Annotated in this window: 14 protein-coding genes and 1 pseudogene; 10 read left to right on the top strand and 5 right to left on the bottom strand. The window is 70.6% G+C overall.

From position 1 onward, the window contains the following. Positions 1-3: 3 nt before the first annotated feature. On the bottom strand, positions 4-663 hold the full coding sequence (locus ACSMXV_RS18665; protein ID WP_473178994.1) for a MerR family transcriptional regulator: 660 nt from the start codon (positions 661-663) through the stop codon (positions 4-6). 179 nt (positions 664-842) lie between these two features. On the opposite strand from ACSMXV_RS18665, the gene ACSMXV_RS18660 reads away from it, so the two are divergent. The 4 genes from ACSMXV_RS18660 to ACSMXV_RS18645 all read left to right on the top strand — a co-directional run bounded on the left by ACSMXV_RS18660 (position 843) and on the right by ACSMXV_RS18645 (position 4702). After that, on the top strand, positions 843-2408 hold the full coding sequence (locus ACSMXV_RS18660) for a flavin-containing monooxygenase (protein ID WP_473178694.1): 1566 nt from the start codon (positions 843-845) through the stop codon (positions 2406-2408). After that, positions 2405-3403: an alpha/beta fold hydrolase gene (locus ACSMXV_RS18655; protein ID WP_473178693.1), complete on the top strand. Its 999-nt coding sequence runs from the start codon at positions 2405-2407 to the stop codon at positions 3401-3403. Before ACSMXV_RS18660 ends, ACSMXV_RS18655 begins: the two co-directional genes overlap by 4 nt. Then, positions 3400-4311 (top strand): SDR family oxidoreductase, encoded by a 912-nt coding sequence (locus ACSMXV_RS18650; RefSeq protein WP_473178692.1) that lies wholly within the window; start codon positions 3400-3402, stop codon positions 4309-4311. Before ACSMXV_RS18655 ends, ACSMXV_RS18650 begins: the two co-directional genes overlap by 4 nt. A 169-nt stretch (positions 4312-4480) precedes the next feature. Beyond that, entirely contained in the window at positions 4481-4702 is a 222-nt protein-coding gene (locus tag ACSMXV_RS18645) for a hypothetical protein (protein WP_181662603.1), read from the top strand. A 72-nt stretch (positions 4703-4774) separates the two neighbouring features. Here ACSMXV_RS18645 and ACSMXV_RS18640 read toward each other — a convergent pair whose 3' ends face one another. Beyond that, positions 4775-8101 (bottom strand): S41 family peptidase, encoded by a 3327-nt coding sequence (locus ACSMXV_RS18640; protein WP_473178691.1) that lies wholly within the window; start codon positions 8099-8101, stop codon positions 4775-4777. A 199-nt stretch (positions 8102-8300) separates the two neighbouring features. Here ACSMXV_RS18640 and ACSMXV_RS18635 point away from each other — a divergent pair, with 199 nt between their 5' ends. The 3 genes and pseudogenes from ACSMXV_RS18635 (at position 8301) to ACSMXV_RS18625 (ending at position 11901) form a co-directional block, all read left to right on the top strand. Then, positions 8301-8891 carry a TetR/AcrR family transcriptional regulator gene (locus ACSMXV_RS18635; RefSeq protein WP_473178690.1) on the top strand — a complete coding sequence of 197 codons (591 nt, stop codon included), beginning with the start codon at positions 8301-8303 and terminating at the stop codon, positions 8889-8891. A 112-nt stretch (positions 8892-9003) separates the two neighbouring features. Next, positions 9004-11232: pseudogene (locus tag ACSMXV_RS18630) on the top strand (MMPL family transporter); the annotation flags it as partial. A 9-nt stretch (positions 11233-11241) separates the two neighbouring features. After that, positions 11242-11901 (top strand): MSCRAMM family protein, encoded by a 660-nt coding sequence (locus tag ACSMXV_RS18625; RefSeq protein WP_473178993.1) that lies wholly within the window; start codon positions 11242-11244, stop codon positions 11899-11901. 218 nt (positions 11902-12119) lie between these two features. On the opposite strand, the gene ACSMXV_RS18620 is transcribed toward ACSMXV_RS18625, so the two are convergent. Next, on the bottom strand, positions 12120-12485 hold the full coding sequence (locus ACSMXV_RS18620; protein WP_181662599.1) for an SsgA family sporulation/cell division regulator: 366 nt from the start codon (positions 12483-12485) through the stop codon (positions 12120-12122). Between the two features lie 198 nt (positions 12486-12683). On the opposite strand from ACSMXV_RS18620, the gene ACSMXV_RS18615 reads away from it, so the two are divergent. Genes ACSMXV_RS18615 through ACSMXV_RS18605 form a run of 3 tightly spaced genes read left to right on the top strand, consistent with a single transcriptional unit; the run spans position 12684 to position 15251 of the window. Further along, positions 12684-13739 carry an energy-coupling factor ABC transporter permease gene (locus ACSMXV_RS18615; protein ID WP_473178689.1) on the top strand — a complete coding sequence of 352 codons (1056 nt, stop codon included), beginning with the start codon at positions 12684-12686 and terminating at the stop codon, positions 13737-13739. Between the two features lies 1 nt (position 13740). After that, on the top strand, positions 13741-14502 hold the full coding sequence (gene cbiQ / locus ACSMXV_RS18610; protein WP_473178688.1) for a cobalt ECF transporter T component CbiQ: 762 nt from the start codon (positions 13741-13743) through the stop codon (positions 14500-14502). Further along, positions 14490-15251 carry an energy-coupling factor ABC transporter ATP-binding protein gene (locus ACSMXV_RS18605; RefSeq protein ID WP_473178687.1) on the top strand — a complete coding sequence of 254 codons (762 nt, stop codon included), beginning with the start codon at positions 14490-14492 and terminating at the stop codon, positions 15249-15251. The genes cbiQ and ACSMXV_RS18605 overlap by 13 nt, the downstream gene beginning before the upstream one ends. Positions 15252-15317: 66 nt before the next feature. Here the strand turns inward: ACSMXV_RS18605 and ACSMXV_RS18600 are convergent, their stop codons facing one another. Beyond that, positions 15318-17987, bottom strand: coding sequence for a S8 family serine peptidase (locus tag ACSMXV_RS18600; RefSeq protein WP_473178686.1), 2670 nt, complete (start codon positions 17985-17987; stop codon positions 15318-15320). A 173-nt stretch (positions 17988-18160) separates the two neighbouring features. Further along, the gene (locus ACSMXV_RS18595; RefSeq protein ID WP_473178685.1) at positions 18161-19132 is read right to left on the bottom strand and encodes a helix-turn-helix domain-containing protein; all 972 of its coding nucleotides are present in this window, start codon (positions 19130-19132) and stop codon (positions 18161-18163) included. Positions 19133-19297: the final 165 nt, after the last annotated feature.

Below are 19297 nucleotides of genomic sequence, written 5' to 3'. Positions count from 1 at the left end.
GGCCTAGCCCGAGCCGGCTTTCTTCTCCTCGTCGGGCTGCGTGTTCTGACCGGCCGCCAGCCTCCGGTCCAGCGCCATCGACAGCTCCGCCTCCACCACGCTCTTCGCGAGCGGGCGCAGTCGGTGGACGTCCTCCGGTGAGGCGTGGGTGAGGACGAGTTCGGTGAAGATCTCTGCCAGTGCGTCCGTGTGTTCGCGGACGCGGCGGCCCGCTTCCAGGACGGCGGCCAGGGGGATGCCCTCGCGGACCATCGCCGACGACACGTCCAGCAGGCGGCGGCTGACGTGCACGATCTCGCCGCCGTCGATGCCCAGGTAGCCGAGCTCCAGGGCGGCGGCGAGGTTCTCCGGGGTGACCTCGCCCGCGAAGTGGTCGGCCAGTTTCTCGGGGGAGAGGCGGACCGGGGTCTCCTCCGACGGGGCGTCGAATCCGAGGAGTTCGCCCACGTCGCGGCCTTGGTCGAAGGCCTCGGCGAGTTCGGCGATGCCGTTGAGCGTGTGGCCGCGTTCCAGCAGGGCGGAGATGGTCCGGAGGCGGGCCAGGTGGTGTTCGCCGTACCAGGCGATGCGGCCCTCGCGGCGCGGTGGCGGGAGAAGCCTGCGTTCGCGGTAGAAGCGCAGGGTTCGCACCGTGATGCCGGCCTCCTTGGCCAGCTCCGTCATGCGGTACTCGCGTCCCTCTCGCCCCTCTGCCACGGCAGCAGACTATGTCGTACCGCTGACTGATACCGCCGGTAACTTTCCCGGCCCGCCCCCTACCCCTCAGTACGGCACTGCTCTAACCTCCCCACTGCGCCAGTGTTCACTGGCAAGGTCGCGGGATCGATCGGGGAGGCACAGGCATGGCCGAGCACGAACATGTCCGCGTGGCGGTGATCGGGTCCGGGTTCGGCGGGCTCGGTGCCGCCGTCCGGTTGCGCCGGGAGGGCATCACCGACTTCGTCGTACTGGAGCGGGCGGGCTCGGTCGGCGGCACCTGGCGGGACAACAGCTATCCCGGGTGCGCATGTGATGTGCCGTCGCATCTCTATTCGTTCTCGTTCGCACCCAACCCGGACTGGCCGCGCGCCTTCTCGGGGCAGGAGCACATCCGCGAGTACCTGGAGCATGTCGCGGACGTGTTCCGGCTGCGGCCGCACATCCGCCTCGACTCCGAGGTGAAGATGATGCGCTGGGACACCGAGAAGCTGTACTGGGAGGTGGAGACCAGCAGCGGAACCCTCACCGCCGACGTCGTCGTCTCCGCCACCGGTCCGCTCTCGGACCCCAAGGTGCCGGACATCCCGGGGCTCGACACCTTCCCCGGCAAGGTGTTCCACTCCGCCCGCTGGGACCACGACTACGATCTGCGCGGCAAGCGCGTGGCGATGGTCGGTACGGGGGCCTCCGCGATCCAGATCGTGCCGTCCATCCAGCCCGACGTGACGCGGCTGACGCTGTTCCAGCGGACCCCGCCCTGGGTCATGCCCCGCATGGACCGGGCCATCGGCGGCCTCGAGCGGTGGCTGCACCGGCAGTTGCCCTTCACCACGCAGCTCCGCCGTGGACTCCTATGGGGGATCCGGGAGTTGCAGGTCCAGGCGTTCACCAAGCGGCCGAGCGAGCTGGGCATCGTGGAGCAGCTGGCCAAGAGCAACATGGCCCGCGCCATCAAGGACCCGGAGCTGCGGGCCAAGCTCACGCCTTCGTACCGCATCGGCTGCAAGCGCATCCTGCTCTCCAGTTCGTACTATCCGGCGCTCGCGCAGCCCAATGTGGATGTCGTCGCGAGCGGGTTGGCCGAGGTGCGAGGGTCGACCGTCGTCGCCGCCGACGGGAGTGAGGCCGAGGTCGACGCGATCATCTTCGGTACGGGCTTCCACGTCACCGACATGCCGATCGCGGACCGCGTCGTCGGTGCCGAGGGCAAGACGCTGGCCGAGAGCTGGAGCGCTTCCGGTATGGCCGCGCTTCGTGGGGCGACGGCGGCCGGCTTCCCGAACTGGATGACGATCATCGGGCCCAACACCGGTCTCGGGAACTCCTCGATGATCCTGATGATCGAGTCCCAGCTGAACTACATGGCCGACTTTGTGCGGCAGCTCGACGTCCTCGGCGGCCGGGTCGCGCTCGGCGCGCGGCGAAGCGCCGTGACCGCCTGGAACCACCGCGTCCAGGAGCGCATGAAGCGCACCGTGTGGAACACCGGTGGTTGCACCAGCTGGTACCTGGATGCGAACGGCCGCAACACGACGATCTGGCCCGGGACGACGACCGAGTTCCGGAACGCCACGCGCCGCGTGGACCTCTCCGAGTACGAGGTGATCAGGCCGCCGAAGGTCCCGAAGCAGGCTGCCTCCCAGGTCACGGCTCGCGCGGCTCGTACCGAGAAGGCGGAGAAGGCGGAGAAGGCGGAGGCCGGAGCGTGAGCAGACTCATGCACGTGGCCTCCGGGCCCTACGCGCCGCCTGCCCCCGCCCGTGAGCTCGCCGCCGTGTCCGCCGACGGCGCCCGTCTGCACGTCGAGACGCACGGTGCGGACGGCGCGCCCGCCGTGGTGCTGGCGCACGGCTGGACCTGCTCGACGGCGTTCTGGGCCGCGCAGATACGCTCGCTCGCCGCCGATCACCGCGTGATCACGTACGACCAGCGCGGGCACGGGCGCAGTCCAGCTGCCGCCGCGCCGGACGGATACAGCACGCGGGCGCTCGCCGACGACCTCGAAGCCGTGCTGGCCGCCACCCTCGAACCGGGCGAGAAAGCCGTGCTCGCGGGGCACTCCATGGGCGGCATGACGATGATGGCGGCGGCCGGACGGGCCGCGTTCCAGGAACACGCGGCCGCGGTGCTGCTGTGCAGCACCGGCAGCTCCCGGCTGGTCGCCGAGTCGTTGGTGGTGCCGTTGCGGGCGGGGGCCCTTCGCACCCGTATCACCAGGTCGGTCCTCGGCTCGCGGGCGCCGCTCGGGCCCGTCTCCGCGCCGGCCAAGCGGATCCTGCGGTACGCGACGATGGGCGTGGGATCGTCGCCCGAGATGGTCGAGGCGTGTGCGCGCATCGTGCATTCCTGCCCGCGGGCAGTGCGGTACGGCTGGTCGCATGTGCTCAATGAGCTCGATCTCGACGCGGGTGTCCGGGAGTTGACGATGCCGACCGCGGTCATCGCGGGGACGGCCGACCGGCTCACCCCGGTCGTGCATGCGCGCAATCTCGCGGCGGCTCTGCCCGACTGCGTCGGACTGACCGAACTTCCCGGGCTCGGCCATATGACGCCGGTGGAGGCGCCCGAGGCGGTCACCGGCCGGATCCGTGAACTCGTCGCGACGTACGCAGGGGTGAACGCGACCGACCTGAACGGGACCCGCCTGAACGCGACCGACCTGAACGCGACCCACGCACAGGTGAAGGGGACAGCATCGCCATGAGCAGCAAGGACAGTACGGGCAGCCGGGGCAGGGTGAGCCTTGAAGGGCAGGTCGTCGTCGTCACCGGTGGCGCGCGGGGCGTCGGTGAGCTGCTGGCGCGCAAGCTGTCGGCGCGCGGCGCCAGTATCGCGCTCGTCGGACTGGAGCCGGACGCGCTGAAGGAGGTGTCCGAGCGGCTGCACTCCGACAGCGACCACTGGTACGCCGACGTCACCGACCACGAGGCGATGGCCCGGGTCGCGCAGGAGGTGAAGGAGCGGTTCGGGAAGGTCGATGTCGTCGTCGCCAACGCGGGTGTGGCGACGGGCGGGCCGTTCGTGGACTCCGACCCGGTGGCCTGGCGGCGGGTGATCGAGGTCAATCTGATCGGATCGGCCGTCACCGCGCGGGCGTTCCTTCCGGCGCTGACGGAGAGCCGGGGATATCTGCTGCAGATCGCCTCGCTGGCCGCCGTGACTCCGGCGCCCATGATGACCGCGTACTGCGCGTCCAAGTCCGGCGTGGAGGCGTATGCCCACAGCCTGCGCGCCGAGGTCGGGTACAAGGGCGTGCGGGTCGGTGTCGCGTATCTGTCGTGGACCGACACGGACATGGTGCGGGGTGCCGACCAGGACGACGTGATGCGGGAGTTGCGGCAGCGGCTGCCGTGGCCGTCGAACAAGACGTATCCGCTGGGGCCTGCGGTCGACCGGATCGTCGCCGGGATCGAACGGCGGTCGAGTCATGTGTATGGGCAGTGGTGGCTGCGGGGGATGCAGTCGGTGCGCGGGTATCTCCCCGGAATCATCGGCACGGTGGGGCAGCGTGAGATGCGGCGGTTCGGGGCGCGGCTCGGGGGTGTGTCCAAGGGGCTGGTGGGGGCCGGGGGAGCGGCGGACGAGCGGGCGCGGGGGGTGCGGGGCGGGTAGGTTTCCGCCGCGGGGTCCTCAGCGGTGGCTTGGAAGGCTGGTTTTGCCCGTCTCAGCTGGGGTTTGTACGGTCCGTAGTTGTGCGGTCGCTGATCGAAATGCGGCGTATGTCCGGGCGTGTCACTCTGACAGAGGCCCCATCCCCTCAGCCATTTGGGAGTGAACCCGCATGGGCATGATGGACCAGTTCAAGGACAAGGGAGAGCAGCTCTCCGAGCAGGCGAAGGAGAAGATCGCCCGGGAGAAGCGTGAGCGTGGGCGGTCTCCGCAGAAGCCGGGTGAGCGGGGGCGGCGTGAGCCGGGCTCGCACATGCCCGAGGAGGAGTCTTCGCGGCGGACTCCTCGGGACATGGATGAGGACCGGCACGACCGGGACGAGTACGAGGTCTGAGCTGCGCTCTGTTTGAAGGGGCGCCCCAAGGTTGGGGCGCCCCTTCTGCTTGGAACGACTGCTTGGAACGACTCAGTGCCGAGGCGGGAGTTGCGGGCGGACCCGCTTCGGGACCCTTGTGTAGTCCGGTGGGGTTGAGGCCGGGTGGTGGGTCAGGAGGTCCAGGGCCACCTTGACCGCTTCGTGGAGTTGGGTGTTGCGGCCCTCGGCCCAGTCGACGGGGGTGCGCGCCACCTCGATGTCCGGGGTGACGCCGTGGTTCTCGACGGACCAGCCGTACGCGTCGAACCAGGCCGCGTTCATCGGCACCGTGATGATCGTGCCGTCGCCGAGCCGGTGACGGCCCGTCATGCCGACCACGCCGCCCCAGGTGCGCTGCCCCACCACGGGGCCCAGCTCCAGCAGCTTGAACGCCGCCGTGATCATGTCGCCGTCCGATGAGGTCGCTTCGTCGGCGAGGGCGACGATCGGGCCGCGCGGCGCGTTCGAGGTGTACGAGACGGGCTGGGCGTTGCGCGTCAGGTCCCAGCCGAGGATTGTGCGGGTCAGCTTCTCGATGACGAGCTCGCTGATGTGTCCGCCCGCGTTGCCGCGTACGTCCACGATCAGGACGGGGCGGGACACCTCCATGCGCAGATCGCGGTTGAACTGCGCCCAGCCGGAGCCGCCCATGTCGGGGATGTGCAGATAGCCGCACTTGCCGCCGCTCAACTCGCGTACGACGGCGCGGCGCTTGGCGACCCAGTCCTGGTAGCGCAGGGGCCGCTCGTCGATGAGCGGGATCACGGCGACCCGGCGGGCGTGGCCCTCGCCCTCGGCCGTGGCGAAGGTCAGCTCGACCGTGGTGCCGCCCGCGCCCGCGAGCAGCGGGTAGGGGCCGGTGACGGGGTCGACCGGGCGGCCGTCGACATGGGTGAGGATCTCGCCCTCGCGGATGCCATGGCCGGCGAGCGGGGAGCGCGCTTTGGAGTCGGAGGACTCGCCGGGCAGGACGCGCTTGACCACCCAGTTGTCGCCTCTGCGGACGAGGTTCGCGCCGAGCAGGCCGATCGCGCGCTGGTAGTGCGGCGGGCCCTCGTTGCGGCGGGCAGCGGTGACGTACGCATGGGAGGTGCCCAGTTCGCCGAGGACCTCGCGCAGCAGGTCCGCGAACTCGTCGGGCGACGCGACCCGTTCGACCAGCGGCCGGTACTGGTCCAGGACGGCCGACCAGTCGATGCCGCACATGTGCGGCTCCCAGAAGTAGTCGCGGATGATGCGCCCGGCCTCGTTGTACGCCTGGCGCCACTCGGCGGCCGGATCGGCCTCGTGCAGGATGCGGCGCAGGTCTATCCAGACGGTTGAGTCGCTGTCGCCGACCTCGGTGGCGGGTACGGCACGCAGATCGCCTTCGTCGACCACGACGAGCCGGGTCCCGTCGCCGCTGACCGCGAACGAGTCGAGGTGGACGACCAGTTCGGACTTCCTCGCCTTGGTGAGGTCGAAGTGCTCCAGGGTCGGCCGGCCGGTGGTGTCGCTCGGATTGACGAACGTCTCGCCGAGGGCTCCGGAGATGGGCCAGCGCAGCCACACCAGGCCGCCGCCCGCGACCGGGCGCAGCCCCGAGTACTTGGACGCGGACACCGGGAACGGCGTCACCCGGTTCTCAAGACCCTCGATCTCCACGATGACGGTGCCGCCCGCCTCGCCCGCTCCCGGGTCGAGCCCGCCGGCGGCCGGGCGGCCGTCGGGCGACAGCGCGAAGGGCGAGGGCGTGGCCGACGACAGCGGTACGAGGTAGGGGCGGCAGCCGAGCGGGAAGGACAGGTCGCCGGTGTGCACGTCGTAGACCGGGTCGAAGCCGCGCCAGGAGAGGAACGCCAGATAGCGGCCGTCCCGGGTGAACACGGGGTTCTCGTCCTCGAAGCGGCCGTTGGTGACGTCCACGATCGTCCGGTCGCTGATCCGCGCGATCTTGATCTGGCGCAGGGAGCGCCCGATGCCCGGGTGGGACCAGGTGATCCAGGCGCCGTCGGGAGAGAAGGCGAGATCGCGTACCGGCCCGTTGATGGACCGGATCAGCTCGGTCACCTCTCCGGCCGCGGGTTCTCCGGTCGTGGGCTCCGTTTCGGAGGCGCCCTCGGACTCCTCGGTGCCCGTCTCGCCCGTCACCCTGATCAGCAGCAGCCGCCCGTCGTGCGAGGCGATGGCGAGCCGCTCGCCCGCCGGGTCGGCCACCAGTTCCTGTACGCGGCCGAGACGGCCGGAGGCGAGCCGTCGGGGCTCGCGGGCGCCGCTGGCCCGCGGCAGATCGGCGATCTCGACCGCGTCCTCGCCGTCCGCGTCCGTGACGTAGGCGACCTGGCCGCCGGTGCCGAGCATCTCCGGCATGCGTACCCGTTCGCCCGGGATGTCCCTGATCACGCGCGACGGGCCGTCCCGGTGCGTGAGCCAGTACAGGCTGCCCCGGACGACCACAGCGCTGGCCCGGCCCGTCGTGTCCACGGAGAGCGCGTCGATGTTGTTGGCGGCCGGCACCTGGTAGCGGCGGCGTCCGGCGCGCGGGCCGCCGAGGCGTACGTCCAGGCGGCGCGGCTCGCCGCCGGGGGAGAGGTCGTCGACGAGCCAGAGCTCGCCCGCGCACTGGTACACGACGCGCATGCCGTCCGACGAGGCGTTCCGGGCGTAGAAGGCGTCGTGGTCGGTGTGGCGGCGCAGGTCGGAGCCGTCGGGCAGGCAGGAGTACAGGTTGCCGACGCCTTCGTGGTCGGAGAGGAAGGCGATCCGGCCGTCGACGAACATCGGGGACTCCAGATGCCCGTCGAGGTCCCCGGCGATCTGCCTGCCCTGCAGCCACAGCCGGCCCATGGCGCCGCCGCGGTACCGCTTCCAGCTGGCCGGCTCGTGCGGCGGCTTGCCGGTGAGGAGCAGGGTGAGGTGTTCGCCGCCCACGTCGGCGATGGCGATGTCGGAGACCGGGCCCCAGGGCAGTTTGTTGCCGGGGGAGCCGTCGGTCGGGACGCGGTAGGCCCACGAGAAGTAGGAGAAGGGCTGGCCGTGCGAGGCGACGGCCAGGATGTCGGCCCTGTCGTCCTTCTCGGGGGGCGCCCAGCCGCATACGCGTGTGTCGATGGTGCCCCAGTAGGTGAGCCGTCGCGCCGGCCCGCCGTCCACCGGGGCGAGATGGATCTCGGGATCGAGGCTGCGCCACGTCGTGAACGCGATGTGGCGGCCGTCGGGCGAGAAGCGGGGGTGGCTGACCTTGGTCCGGTCGACGGTGAGCCGCCAGGCACGCTCCGGGGTCTTGCCCTCGGGCGTCAGAGCCGCCACCCACAGATCGTCCTCGGCCGCGAAGCAGAGGCGGTCGCGGTGCAGGTGCGGGAACCGCAGATACCCAGGTGTGTAGTCGCTCTCGTCCACCCAACCATGCTTTTACTCAGAACGGGTCATGGCAAGTTGTGCCGTTATGAGGATTTTCGTTCGCACTTGCCCGGGGCCATTTCGCGGCCCCGAGAGGGGGGTGACGCGCGACACGTACGAAACGGTTTCGTTTCGATAGGTCGGGGGGTAAGCTCGCGGCTGTACGAAACCGTTTCGTTCGGAGTGGGAGTGGATGAGCATGGCTGAAGCCGCGACGGTGCGCCGCAGCCGGATCACGCCCGAGCGCGAGGCCGAGCTCTACGCGGCCGTGCTCGACCTGCTCCGCGAGGTCGGCTACGACGCCCTGACCATGGACGCCGTGGCATCCCGCACCCGGTCCAGCAAGGCCACCCTCTACCGCCAGTGGGGGAGCAAGCCGGAGCTGGTCGTCAAGGCGCTCCGGCACCATAAGCCGGTGAACATCGGCGAGATCGACACCGGGACCCTGCGGGGCGACCTCCACGAGCTGGTGACGCGTGAGGACGACTGCCGGATGGAGCAGGACACCTCGCTGATGCGGGGCCTGGCCATGGCGGTCCACGAGAACGCCGATCTGCTGCGCGCCCTTCGTGAGCTGCTGTTCGAGCCGGAGATGACCGGCCTCGAGCGGATGCTGCGGCGGGCCGTGGAGCGGGACGAGATCCGCGCGGACAACCCCGCGCTGGAGTACGTCCCGCACATGCTGATCGGCGCCCTCGTCGTCCGGGGCCTGGTCGACAACCAGCCGCCCACGCAGGCCTTCCTCACCTCGTACATCGACGCCGTGGTCCTCCCCGCCCTCGGCGCCTGACACCCCGGGGTTCCCGCAACCCTCCTGCCTCACCTGACGCGACCTCTCACGTCGTCGGGCCGATGACCCCTGCCCTGCAAGACCCCACGACCTGACCCGGGAGTACGTCCTCGTGGCCACATTCCTCTACAAACTAGGCCGATTCGCCTTCCGGCGACGACACTTCGTCGCCCTGATCTGGGTTGCGCTGCTGACCCTCGCGGGCGTGGGCGCCGCCCAGGCGCCCGCAGCGGGCTCCACCTCCTTCTCGATCCCCGGCACCGAGGCGCAGAAGGCCTTCGACCTGCTGGACGACCGTTTCCCCGGTGCGAGCGCCGACGGCGCCACCGCACGTGTCGTCTTCAAGGCGCCCGACGGCGAGAAGATCACCTCCTCCGCCAACAAGGCCGTCGTCAAGGAGACCGTCAAGGAGCTCGGCACCGGCTCCGAGGTCGCCTCCGTGGCCGACCCGTTCCAGGTCAAGGCCGTCAGCCAGGACCGCACGATCGCCTATGCGCAGGTGTCGTACAAGGTCTCCGGCATGGAGCTGGAGGACTCCTCGCGCGAGGCGCTCGAGGACACCGCGCAGGAGGCCCGGGACGCGGGGCTGACCGTCGAGATCGGCGGTGACGCGCTCCAGACGGTCCCCCATACGGGCGCCACCGAGGTCATCGGCATCGGCGTCGCCGCGGTCGTACTCGTGATCACCTTCGGCTCGCTGATCGCGGCCGGACTGCCGCTGCTCACCGCACTGATCGGCGTCGGCATCGGTATCTCCACGATCACCGCGCTCGCGAACACGCTCGACCTGGGTTCCACCACCTCCACCCTCGCGATGATGATCGGCCTCGCCGTCGGCATCGACTACGCCCTCTTCATCGTCTCCCGCTACCGTGCCGAGCTCGCCGAGGGCCGTGAGCGCGAGGAGGCGGCAGGACGGGCCGTCGGCACCGCGGGCTCCGCGGTGGTCTTCGCCGGTCTCACGGTCGTGATCGCGCTGGTGGGCCTGGCCGTGGTCAACATCCCGATGCTCACCAAGATGGGCATCGCGGCCGCCGGCACCGTCGTCATCGCGGTCCTCATCGCGCTCACCCTGGTCCCGGCGCTGCTCGGATACGTGGGCCGGAAGGTGCGCCCGGCGGGCGCGAAGGGCAAGCTGCGGGGCGGCCGCAAGAAGGCCGATGGCGCCTCCGGGCACACCGCTGACAACCCGTCCGGGCACAGCGCGGAGAAGCCGAACATGGGCACCCGCTGGGCGCGCTTCGTCGTCCGCCGTCCGGTCGCCGTGCTGCTCCTCGGCGTCGTGGGCCTGGGCGCCGCCGCGGTCCCGGCCGGCTCGCTCGAGCTCGGACTGCCCGACGACGGTTCGCAGCCGACCAGCACCACGCAGCGCAAGGCGTACGACCTGCTCTCCGAGGGCTTCGGGCCCGGCTTCAACGGCCCGCTGATGGTCGTCGTCGACGCGAAGTCCAGCGACGCCCCCAAGACGGCCGTCAAGGAGGTGACCACGACCATAAAGGGCCTCGGCGACGTGGCCGCGGTGACCCCGGCGACGTACAACGAGGCCGGCGACACCGCGATGATCACCGTGGTCCCGGACTCCAAGCCGTCCTCGGTCGAGACCGAGGACCTGGTGCACGCCATCCGGGACGCGGGCGGTGACATCAAGGCCGACACCGACGCGAAGGTGCTGGTCACCGGCTCCACCGCGATGAACATCGACGTCTCGCAGAAGCTCAACGACGCGCTGCTCCCGTATCTGGCGCTGGTCGTCGGCCTGGCCTTCCTGCTGCTGATCGTCGTCTTCCGCTCGATCCTCGTGCCGCTCAAGGCCGCGCTCGGCTTCCTGCTCTCCGTGATGGCCGCGCTCGGCGCCGTCGTCGCGGTCTTCCAGTGGGGCTGGCTCGCCGACCTCATGGGCGTCGAGGAGACCGGCCCTGTCATGTCGATGATGCCGATCTTCATGGTGGGCGTCGTCTTCGGCCTGGCGATGGACTACGAGGTCTTCCTGGTCACGCGTATGCGCGAGGCGTACGTGCACGGGGAGCGGCCCGGACAGGCCATCGTGACCGGGTTCCGGCACGGGGCCCGGGTGGTCTCGGCCGCGGCCGTCATCATGATCGCGGTGTTCGCGGGCTTCATCGGCTCCAGCGAGTCGATGATCAAGATGATCGGCTTCGGTCTCGCGATCGCCGTCTTCTTCGACGCGTTCATCGTGCGGATGGCCATCGTCCCGGCGGTCCTGGCGCTGCTCGGCAAGGCGGCCTGGTGGCTGCCGAAGTGGCTCGACCGCGCGCTGCCGAACGTCGATGTCGAGGGCGAGGGCCTACGCGACACCGCGAAGGACACCGCCGCCCCGGAGCCCGCCGGTGTGAGCCCCCTGCCGTCCGGCGAGCCCGTGCCCGCGCCGGTGCGCGAGCCCGTGTCCGTGGGGGTTGCCGCCTCCGGGGCCGATGCACGGCTCGCCACGGTGCAGGAGCCGCTGGTCCTGCCGTACGGGTCGTACGAGCTGGACGGCAGCGGCGTCCGCGGCACCGTCCGCAACGCCGATGGGGTGGGCGTGGCGCATGCCGCGGTGACGCTGATCTCGCCGAGCGGACAGCAGCTGGGGCGCTCCGTGCCGCACGCCGACGGCTCGTACGTGCTGGACGCCCCCGGGCCTGGCAGCTACGTGCTGATCGTGGGAGCCGAGGGGTACCAGCCGCACGCCTCCACGGTCGTCGTGGGCGAGCGGGTGCTGGTGCACGACATCCTGCTCTCCGGTCCGGCGCGCGCGTCCGTGCAGGGCACCGTGCGTGAGGGCGTGGGCGGCGTGCCGCTGTCGAACGCGCGGGTCACGCTGGTGAACTCGGCGGGCAATGTGGTCGCCACCGCCACCACCGGCGAGGACGGTGCGTACGCCTTCACCGACCTGGAGGCCGGTGACTACTCGGTCGTCGCCAGCGGCTACCCGCCGGTGGCGAGCCCGCTGCAGGTCGACGGGGCCGGAGTGGAGGGCTTCGACATCGAGCTGCGCCACTCGGACGAGTAGTCCGCAACGGCCTGGGGCTCCCGGCAGGGCGGGTCCTCAGGTACATCGGCAGGAAAGCCTCCGGGTCCCCATGAGCGGGGCGGACCCGGGCGGGCGCGCCGCCCGTGGGGACGGGGCAGGCGCACAGAGGCCCGGCGGCAGCGCGAGTGGCGCTGTCGCCGGGCCTTCACGCGCGCGTGGACGTCCGGGGACCGAGCCCGGAGCCTCCGGGCGCCGCCTCAGTGCGTGATCGGGCCCGTGGCCATGTACGTCCGGCGCAGGAAGCGCATCAGGGCGGACGAGTCGAACTGCACGACCGTCACGCCCTCGCGGGAGTGGAACTCCATCACGGCCTGGACGCGGCCGCACGGCCAGATGCGCACGTCACCGCTGTCGGCCGGGGCGCGCAGCCCCTCCTCGAGCAGTTCCCGGCTGAAGACCCAGTCGTGCCGACGCGGGGTGCCGGGGACTCCGGGGAGGCTGACCCGTACGGAATCCGGATCGGACTGCGGGTCGTAGCTCAGTTCCACGGGGAGCGGCTGGTCGTCTGCGGCGTCGGTCACCAGGTGGGCTCGTGCGTGCTGCTCGACGACGGTGGCTGACATCGGAGACTCCTTACGATTGATCCCCTTTGCCATCTAATGTCGCATATTTTCCTGAATACGCCTCCCGGTTATTGAGGCGCCCACCCTCTTGCAACCTCTTTGCAAGAAGGCTCTATCATCGAACGGTTCGCCAAGCGCCGCGGTGCATGCCGAACCGAACGGAGCCGGAGACGCCGGATCAGGAGAGCGAGCCCACCCATGCATGTCCCCGACGGATTCATCGACGCCCCCGTCTCGGCTGCCGCCGGCGTGGTCGCCGCGGGTGCCGTGGCGGTCAGCCTCAAGGGCGCCCGGCGGGAGCTGGACGAGCGGACCGCGCCGCTCGCCGGTCTCGTGGCCGCCTTCATCTTCGCGGTGCAGATGCTGAACTTCCCGGTCGCGGCCGGGACCAGCGGCCATCTGCTCGGCGGGGCGCTCGCGGCGATACTCGTCGGCCCCTACACCGGAGTCCTCTGCGTCTCCGTCGTCCTGCTGATGCAGGGCATCCTCTTCGCGGACGGCGGCCTCACCGCGCTGGGCGTGAACATCACGGACATGGCGGTCGTCACCACCGTCGTCGCCTATGCCGTCTTCCGCGGGCTGGTGAAGATCCTGCCGCGCACGCGCCGGTCCATCAGCGTCGCCTCGTTCGCCGCCGCGCTGCTCTCCGTACCGGCCGCCGCGCTCGCGTTCACGCTGATCTACGCCGTGGGCGGCACGACCGACGTGTCGATCGGGAAGGTCGCCACCGCCATGGTCGGCGTGCACATCCTGATCGGCATCGGCGAGGCCGCGATCACCGCCCTCACCGTCGGCGCCGTCATCGCCGTCCGCCCCGACCTCGTGTACGGCGCCCGCGGGCTGACCACGCCGCTCAAGCTCCGCGTGGGCGGCGAGCTGGTCGACGTGCCCGCCGCGCAGCCGGAGCCGGCCGCGGCCCGGTCCCCCCGCAAGGTCTGGATCGCGGGCCTGGTCACCTCCCTCGTCCTCGCGGGCTTCGTCAGCTTCTACGCCTCCGCGAACCCCGACGGCCTGGAGAAGGTCGCCCAGGACCACGGCATCGACAAGAAGACCGAGGAACACGCCACCTCGGACTCGCCGCTCGCCGACTACGGCGTCAAGGACGTCGGCGACGCCCGGCTCTCCGGCGGCCTCGCGGGCGTGATCGGCGTCGGTGTCACGGTCGTCGCGGGCACCGGAGTCTTCTGGGCGGTCCGCAGGCGCCGTACCGAGGACACCGGCGCCGCCGCCGTACCGCAGCGGGAAACCGTCTGACATGGGGGCGGGCCACGCGCACAAGCTGTACCGGCACGGGCACTCGCCCGTGCACCGGCTGCCCCCGCACACCAAGCTCGCGGCCGTCTTCGCGTTCGTCGTGGTCGTCGTCTCGACGCCGCGCGAGGCGATGTGGGCCTTCGGGCTGTACGCGGTGCTGCTGGGCCTCGTCGCGTACGCGGCCCGTGTCCCGGCGGGATTCCTGCTCAAGCGGCTGCTGATCGAGGTCCCGTTCGTGGCCTTCGCGGTGCTGATGCCGTTCGTCGCGCAGGGCGAGCGCGTCGACGTCCTCGGCCTCTCCCTCAGCGTGAACGGCCTGTGGGGCGCCTGGAACGTGCTCGCCAAGGGCACCCTCGGCGTCGCCGCCTCCGTCCTGCTCGCCGCCACCACCGAACTGCGCGAACTGCTGCTCGGCCTGCAGCGCCTCAAACTGCCGCCGCTACTCGTGCAGATCGCGTCCTTCATGATCCGCTACGGCGACGTGATCACGGACGAGATGCGCCGCATGAAGATCGCGCGCGAGTCACGCGGCTTCGAGGCGAGCGGCATCCGCCACTGGGGCGTGCTCGCCAAGTCCGCGGGCGCGCTCTTCATCCGCTCGTACGAGAGGGGGGAGCGGGTGCACCTCGCGATGCTCAGCCGCGGATACGCCGGAACGATGCCGGTCATCGACGAGGTGACCGCGTCCCGGGCCCAGTGGTCGGGCGCACTGGCCCTCCCGTTCGCGGCCCTTGTCGTATGTCTGTTGGGATGGACCCTGTGACCCCCTCTCTGGAAGTGGCCGGACTGGCCTTCGCGTACCCCGACGGGCACCAGGCCCTCTTCGGCGTCGACCTGCGCATCGAGCGCGGCGAGCGCGTCGCGCTGCTCGGGCCGAACGGCGCCGGCAAGACGACGCTCGTGCTGCACCTGAACGGCATCCTCACCGCAGGCGCCGGGACCGTGAAGGTCGCAGGGCTCCCCGTCGGCAAGAAGCACATGGCGGAGATCCGGCGGCGGGTCGGCATCGTCTTCCAGGACCCGGACGACCAGCTGTTCATGCCGACGGTGCGTGAGGACGTGGCCTTCGGGCCCGCCGCGGCCGGGATGAAGGGGCCCGAGCTCGAGGCCCGCGTGCGGAAGGCGCTGGAGCAGGTCGGCATGGCGGAGTTCGCAGAACGGCCGCCGCACCATCTGTCGTTCGGGCAGCGCCGCCGTGTCGCCGTCGCGACGGTCCTGGCGATGGAGCCCGAGATCCTCGTCCTGGACGAGCCGTCGTCGAACCTGGACCCCGCCTCACGGCGCGAACTCGCCGATATCCTGCGGTCCTTGGACGTCACCGTCCTCATGGTCACGCACGACCTGCCGTACGCCCTGGAGCTCTGCCCGCGCTCGGTGATCCTCAGCGAGGGCACGATCACCGCGGACGGCCCGACCGGTGAGCTGCTCGCCGACGACGAGCTGATGCGGGCGCACCGGCTGGAGCTGCCGTTCGGGTTCGATCCGCGGTCGGTGAGCGCACCGACGGTGTGATGCACGGAAACGAAGGACCGGCCGGGACCATGGGTCCCAGCCGGTCCTGTCTACGTCACGCCGTCATCACTGGGTGATGGACGCCTTCAGCTCGAAGGTCTTGCTCAGCAGCGGGCTGGTGCGGCGGGACTCGACCACGAACTCCCAGACGCCCGCCTGGGGGTTGGTGTAGGTGCGGGTGGCCGGGTTGCAGCCGTTGCCGTCGAGGTAGTTCGCGTAGCAGTAAATGCTGCCGGCGGACGACTTCTCACCGCTGACACCCTGCGGGTTGAACGCCCACCAGCGGGTCTGGCTGCCGTCGGCGAGGCCGGAGAGGTCCACCGTCAGGCTCTTGGTGCCGGCCGGGACGGCCACGGTGTAGTGGATCGTCTCGTTGCGGTTCACGCTGTCGCTCGCCGACCAGGTGGTGCCGACGGTGAGCGGGGTGGCGGCCTCGACGGCCAGGAGTGCGGACTGCTCGAGACCACGCGCGTCGTCGGCGTCGATGGTCAGGACGGCGCTGTGCGTGCCCTGCGTCTTCGGCTCGGCGGTGACCTTGACCACCGTCGGGACGCCCTTCTCCAGGGTGACCTGCTCCGGCGCGGAGAAGGTGCCGTCATTGCCCTTCAGGCCGAGCTCGTAGGCCTGGGCGCCGTCCTTGCCACCGGTGCGGGTCAGCGTGACGTCGTACGTACGGGACTCGCCGACGCCCTGGCCGCCGCTGCCCGGGGCGCAGCTGTTGAACAGGCCGCTGCCGGTGTGCGGGGTGGTCAGCTGGCCGGAGAGCACGGTGCAGACCGGCGCGGAGACCTTGATGTCCTCATCGGTGGCGACGCCCTTGGACAGGACCTCCCACGCCTTCTCGACGTCGAACTCGCCGCGGCCCTGGGCGATGGCGTCCACCGCGCTGTTGTAGTCGGCCGAGGTGTAGATGGCCTTGCGCAGCTCGGCCGGGGTGGCGCTGACGTCCTTCTGCCTGGCGGCGGACAGCAGCAGCGCCGCGGCACCGGCGGCCTGCGGGGAGGCCATCGAGGTGCCGTTCAGCATCGAGTAGCCGGCCGGCAGGGTGTAGCCGGTGTCGGCGACGTAGGAGCTGGCGAGCCAGTCCGGGGTGGGGGCGACCGCCGAGCCGGGCGCGGTGATGTCGGGCTTCATGCCGCCGTCCTCACGCGGGCCGCGCGAGGAGAACGGGAAGACCCCCTCCTCGAACGCCACCTCGGAGCCGTAGTTGGCCCACCAGGTCTCCTTGGAGACCGAGGCGCCGACGCTGACCACCTGGTCGCCGGAGGTCGGGTCACCGACGGTGTTGGTGCCCGCACCCGAGTTGCCGGCGGAGATGAACATCTGGACGCCGGTCTCGTCGATCAGGCGGTTGTAGAGCAGCGCCATGGCGCTCTGACCGTTGTTGAGGGCCGGGCTGGAGCCGATGGACATGTTGATGACGTCCACGCCGTGGTCGGTGGCGAGGTCGATCATGCCGTCGGTGAGGGCGGCGCTGGAGCAGCCGGACGCGTGGCAGGCCCGCATGGAGACCAGCTTGGCGCCGGGGGCCTGTCCGTCCATGGCCCCGCCGAACATCCCGTTGGCGGCGGTGATGCCGGCCACATGGGTGCCGTGGGACTCGTCGATGGTGGTGACGCTGACGCCGGACATCGTCGAGGAGAACTTCTTGAAGTCGACGGTGAACGGCTGGCGCTCGTTGATCTCGGTATCGGGGTTGTCGGTGCCGAGGTAGCCGACCTGGTGGTCGGCCTTGTACGGGCGGAGCAGCTCGTCGTCGGTGAAGACGTGGTCGAAGTCGGTGTCCACGAAGACGGCGCCGTCGTCGGCGCGGTGGACCACGCCCAGGTACTTGCCCTTGAGGGTGGGGTCGGCGTAGCCGTTGCTCGCGGATATCAGCCGGGTGGTCAGGGAGAGGTCGTCGCCGGACGGGAGGGTCCAGGTGATGTTGTTCTTGACGACGGTCGCCCCGGTGACCTTGTTGCTCGCGGTGAGCAGAGACCAGGTGCGGTCGAAGAGCAGGTCGATGAAGTCCGTGGGGTTGGTGCCGTTGACCGTGTCCACCAGCTTGCGCTCGCCGGTCGTGGTCTTTGCGAGCGCCGGGTGGGTGGGGTCGATGCCGGTGTCCATGACGCCGATGGTCACGCCCCGGCCGTCGAAGGTGGGGTTGTCGTTCTTGAAGTCCACCGAGCCGGTCTCGTTGGTCGGCATGTAGGCGTTGTCGTCCGGGGTCTTCACGGACGGGGCTGCCGGGAGGGTGGCCGTGTCGGCCGCCTGGGCCGCTGCCTCGGTGCCGGCGGAGTCGGCCCGGGTCTCCTCCAGCTGGAGGAGCTCGTCGGCGTCGACGCGCAGCACGTCGTCGAGGGCGACGACCTTGTCCACGTCCGCGAACGGCACGTTGACCTTGATGTACCCGATCTCGGCGTCGGTCCGGGTGACTTCGGCACCGAGGTCGGTCAGGGCCTTCTTCGCCTCCTCGGTGCGGCCGTTCTTGACGGCCAGCATCAGGGTGACGAAGTCGGGGACCGCCTGATCGGCGTCGGCGGGAATGCTGCGGGTCCGGTGCTGCTTGGCGTACTTGGCGATCAGGGCACGGTCGTGGTCGCCGAGCTTGTCGACGGCGGCGGACTGTGCGCCCGCGGTGTCCGCGGTGGCGGGCACGGCGGCCAGGGATACGCCTCCGGCGGCCAGGACGGCGGCTATCGCGGTGGCGGTCCGCCGGCGTCCGTACGGAGTGCGGGATCTGGGACGGAACATCAGCGTCCTCTTGGCTCGGGGATGTCGAATCAGCGACACCGTGCCACCTGCGGAACTCGCTGTTCAGCCCCATGAGCTGGCGGTTTGTCGCCTTGTCGTAAACGCGCCAGGGCATGGCAGGGCGAACTCCCCGCCGGATGTCGGGGAGGTATCCCAGCCGTATCGACGGTGTGTCAGATCCAGTTGCGGCGCGCGGCCTGCCAGCCGAGCTGCAGCCGGCTCTGCGCCCCGGCGAGGGCGAGCAGGCGCCGGACCCGCCGCTGGACGGTGCGCATGCTCACGCCCTGCTGGGAGGCGATCGCCTGGTCGGTGTATCCGGCCAGCAGCAGGGAGAGCAGATGCCGGTCGTCGGCGGTCAGCGGGCCTCCGGACGCCAGCGCCAGCGCGGCGGGCACCGGAAGGGCGGACTCCCAGATCCTGTCGAATATCCAGCCGAGGGCGTCCAGCAGGGGGCGCGTGCGCAGCACCAGGGCCGTGGGGTCGCCGGGCGGCAGTTCCCGGGGGATGACCAGGGCCAGCCGGCCGTCGGAGATGACCATCTTGAGCGGTACGTCGACCGCCACCCGCATCTCCTCGCCCAGCGCGGCCCATTCCTCGAGCAGCAACGGGGTGTCCTGGCTTTCCAGGTCCAGCGTGGCCCGGTCGTAGACCACCCGGTACCGCACCCCGGCGCGCAAGGCCTCCCGCTGGGCCGTGTTGGCGGCAGCCGGAACGGCCACCACGGGTCCCCCGGCGAGGGTGCGGATCTCCTTGCGAGTGGCCCGCTGGATCTGGGAGTAGCGCTCGCCGATGGCGGCCGCGCCCTCGACGACCTCGATCGACTCGGTGGTGCCGCCCGGCAGTCCGTCGCCGTGGTAGCTCTGGGCCAGCTGGGCGATGGCGAGTTGTGCCTTGCGCACGTCGTCCATGCGCTGCAGCGCCATCAGATTCAGGCTGATGTCCGGCGGTGCGGCACGCAACCCGCGCCGCTGCCCCGGGTGGGCCGTCACCAGCCCCTTGAGTTCGAGCTCGGACAGGGCGTGCTCGACGTCCGGTTCGGGCAGACCGGTGCGGTCGGCGAGCTCCTGTGCATCGGTCGCAGCCCGCGTGACGAGCGCCACATACACCTGCTCTTCGGCGGGTGCGATCCCGAGGCCCTCGAGCATCTCAAATCCCGGCGCAGAGGGACGGTGCGGACAAAGAACCCCCAGGTCAGGACGGTTGGCAGTCGGGAGCGTACCCCTGAAGCCCGTGCCGCGCACGAGTGCTGTGTCACATCCGTTCCCGGAATCGGGGGCAATGTGTGCCTGTTGCACCGATACGGGAGAGTG

It is taken from the genome of Streptomyces sp. DSM 42067, assembly GCF_055792885.1.
The sequence above is the reverse complement of the archived record's forward strand: the minus strand, read 5'-3'. Positions and strand labels throughout refer to the sequence as shown.

Excerpts from the sequence above, each read along its gene's own strand:
- ACSMXV_RS18665 (WP_473178994.1), bottom strand. The coding sequence starts at position 663 with ATGACGGAGCTGGCCAAGGAGGCCGGCATCACGGTGCGAACCCTGCGC.
- ACSMXV_RS18660 (WP_473178694.1), top strand. The coding sequence starts at position 843 with ATGGCCGAGCACGAACATGTCCGCGTGGCGGTGATCGGGTCCGGGTTC.
- ACSMXV_RS18650 (WP_473178692.1), top strand. The coding sequence starts at position 3,400 with ATGAGCAGCAAGGACAGTACGGGCAGCCGGGGCAGGGTGAGCCTTGAA.
- ACSMXV_RS18645 (WP_181662603.1), top strand. The coding sequence starts at position 4,481 with ATGGGCATGATGGACCAGTTCAAGGACAAGGGAGAGCAGCTCTCCGAG.
- ACSMXV_RS18635 (WP_473178690.1), top strand. The coding sequence starts at position 8,301 with ATGGCTGAAGCCGCGACGGTGCGCCGCAGCCGGATCACGCCCGAGCGC.
- ACSMXV_RS18620 (WP_181662599.1), bottom strand. The coding sequence starts at position 12,485 with ATGTCAGCCACCGTCGTCGAGCAGCACGCACGAGCCCACCTGGTGACC.
- ACSMXV_RS18615 (WP_473178689.1), top strand. The coding sequence starts at position 12,684 with ATGCATGTCCCCGACGGATTCATCGACGCCCCCGTCTCGGCTGCCGCC.
- cbiQ (WP_473178688.1), top strand. The coding sequence starts at position 13,741 with ATGGGGGCGGGCCACGCGCACAAGCTGTACCGGCACGGGCACTCGCCC.
- ACSMXV_RS18605 (WP_473178687.1), top strand. The coding sequence starts at position 14,490 with ATGGACCCTGTGACCCCCTCTCTGGAAGTGGCCGGACTGGCCTTCGCG.
- ACSMXV_RS18600 (WP_473178686.1), bottom strand. The coding sequence starts at position 17,987 with ATGTTCCGTCCCAGATCCCGCACTCCGTACGGACGCCGGCGGACCGCC.
- ACSMXV_RS18595 (WP_473178685.1), bottom strand. The coding sequence starts at position 19,132 with ATGCTCGAGGGCCTCGGGATCGCACCCGCCGAAGAGCAGGTGTATGTG.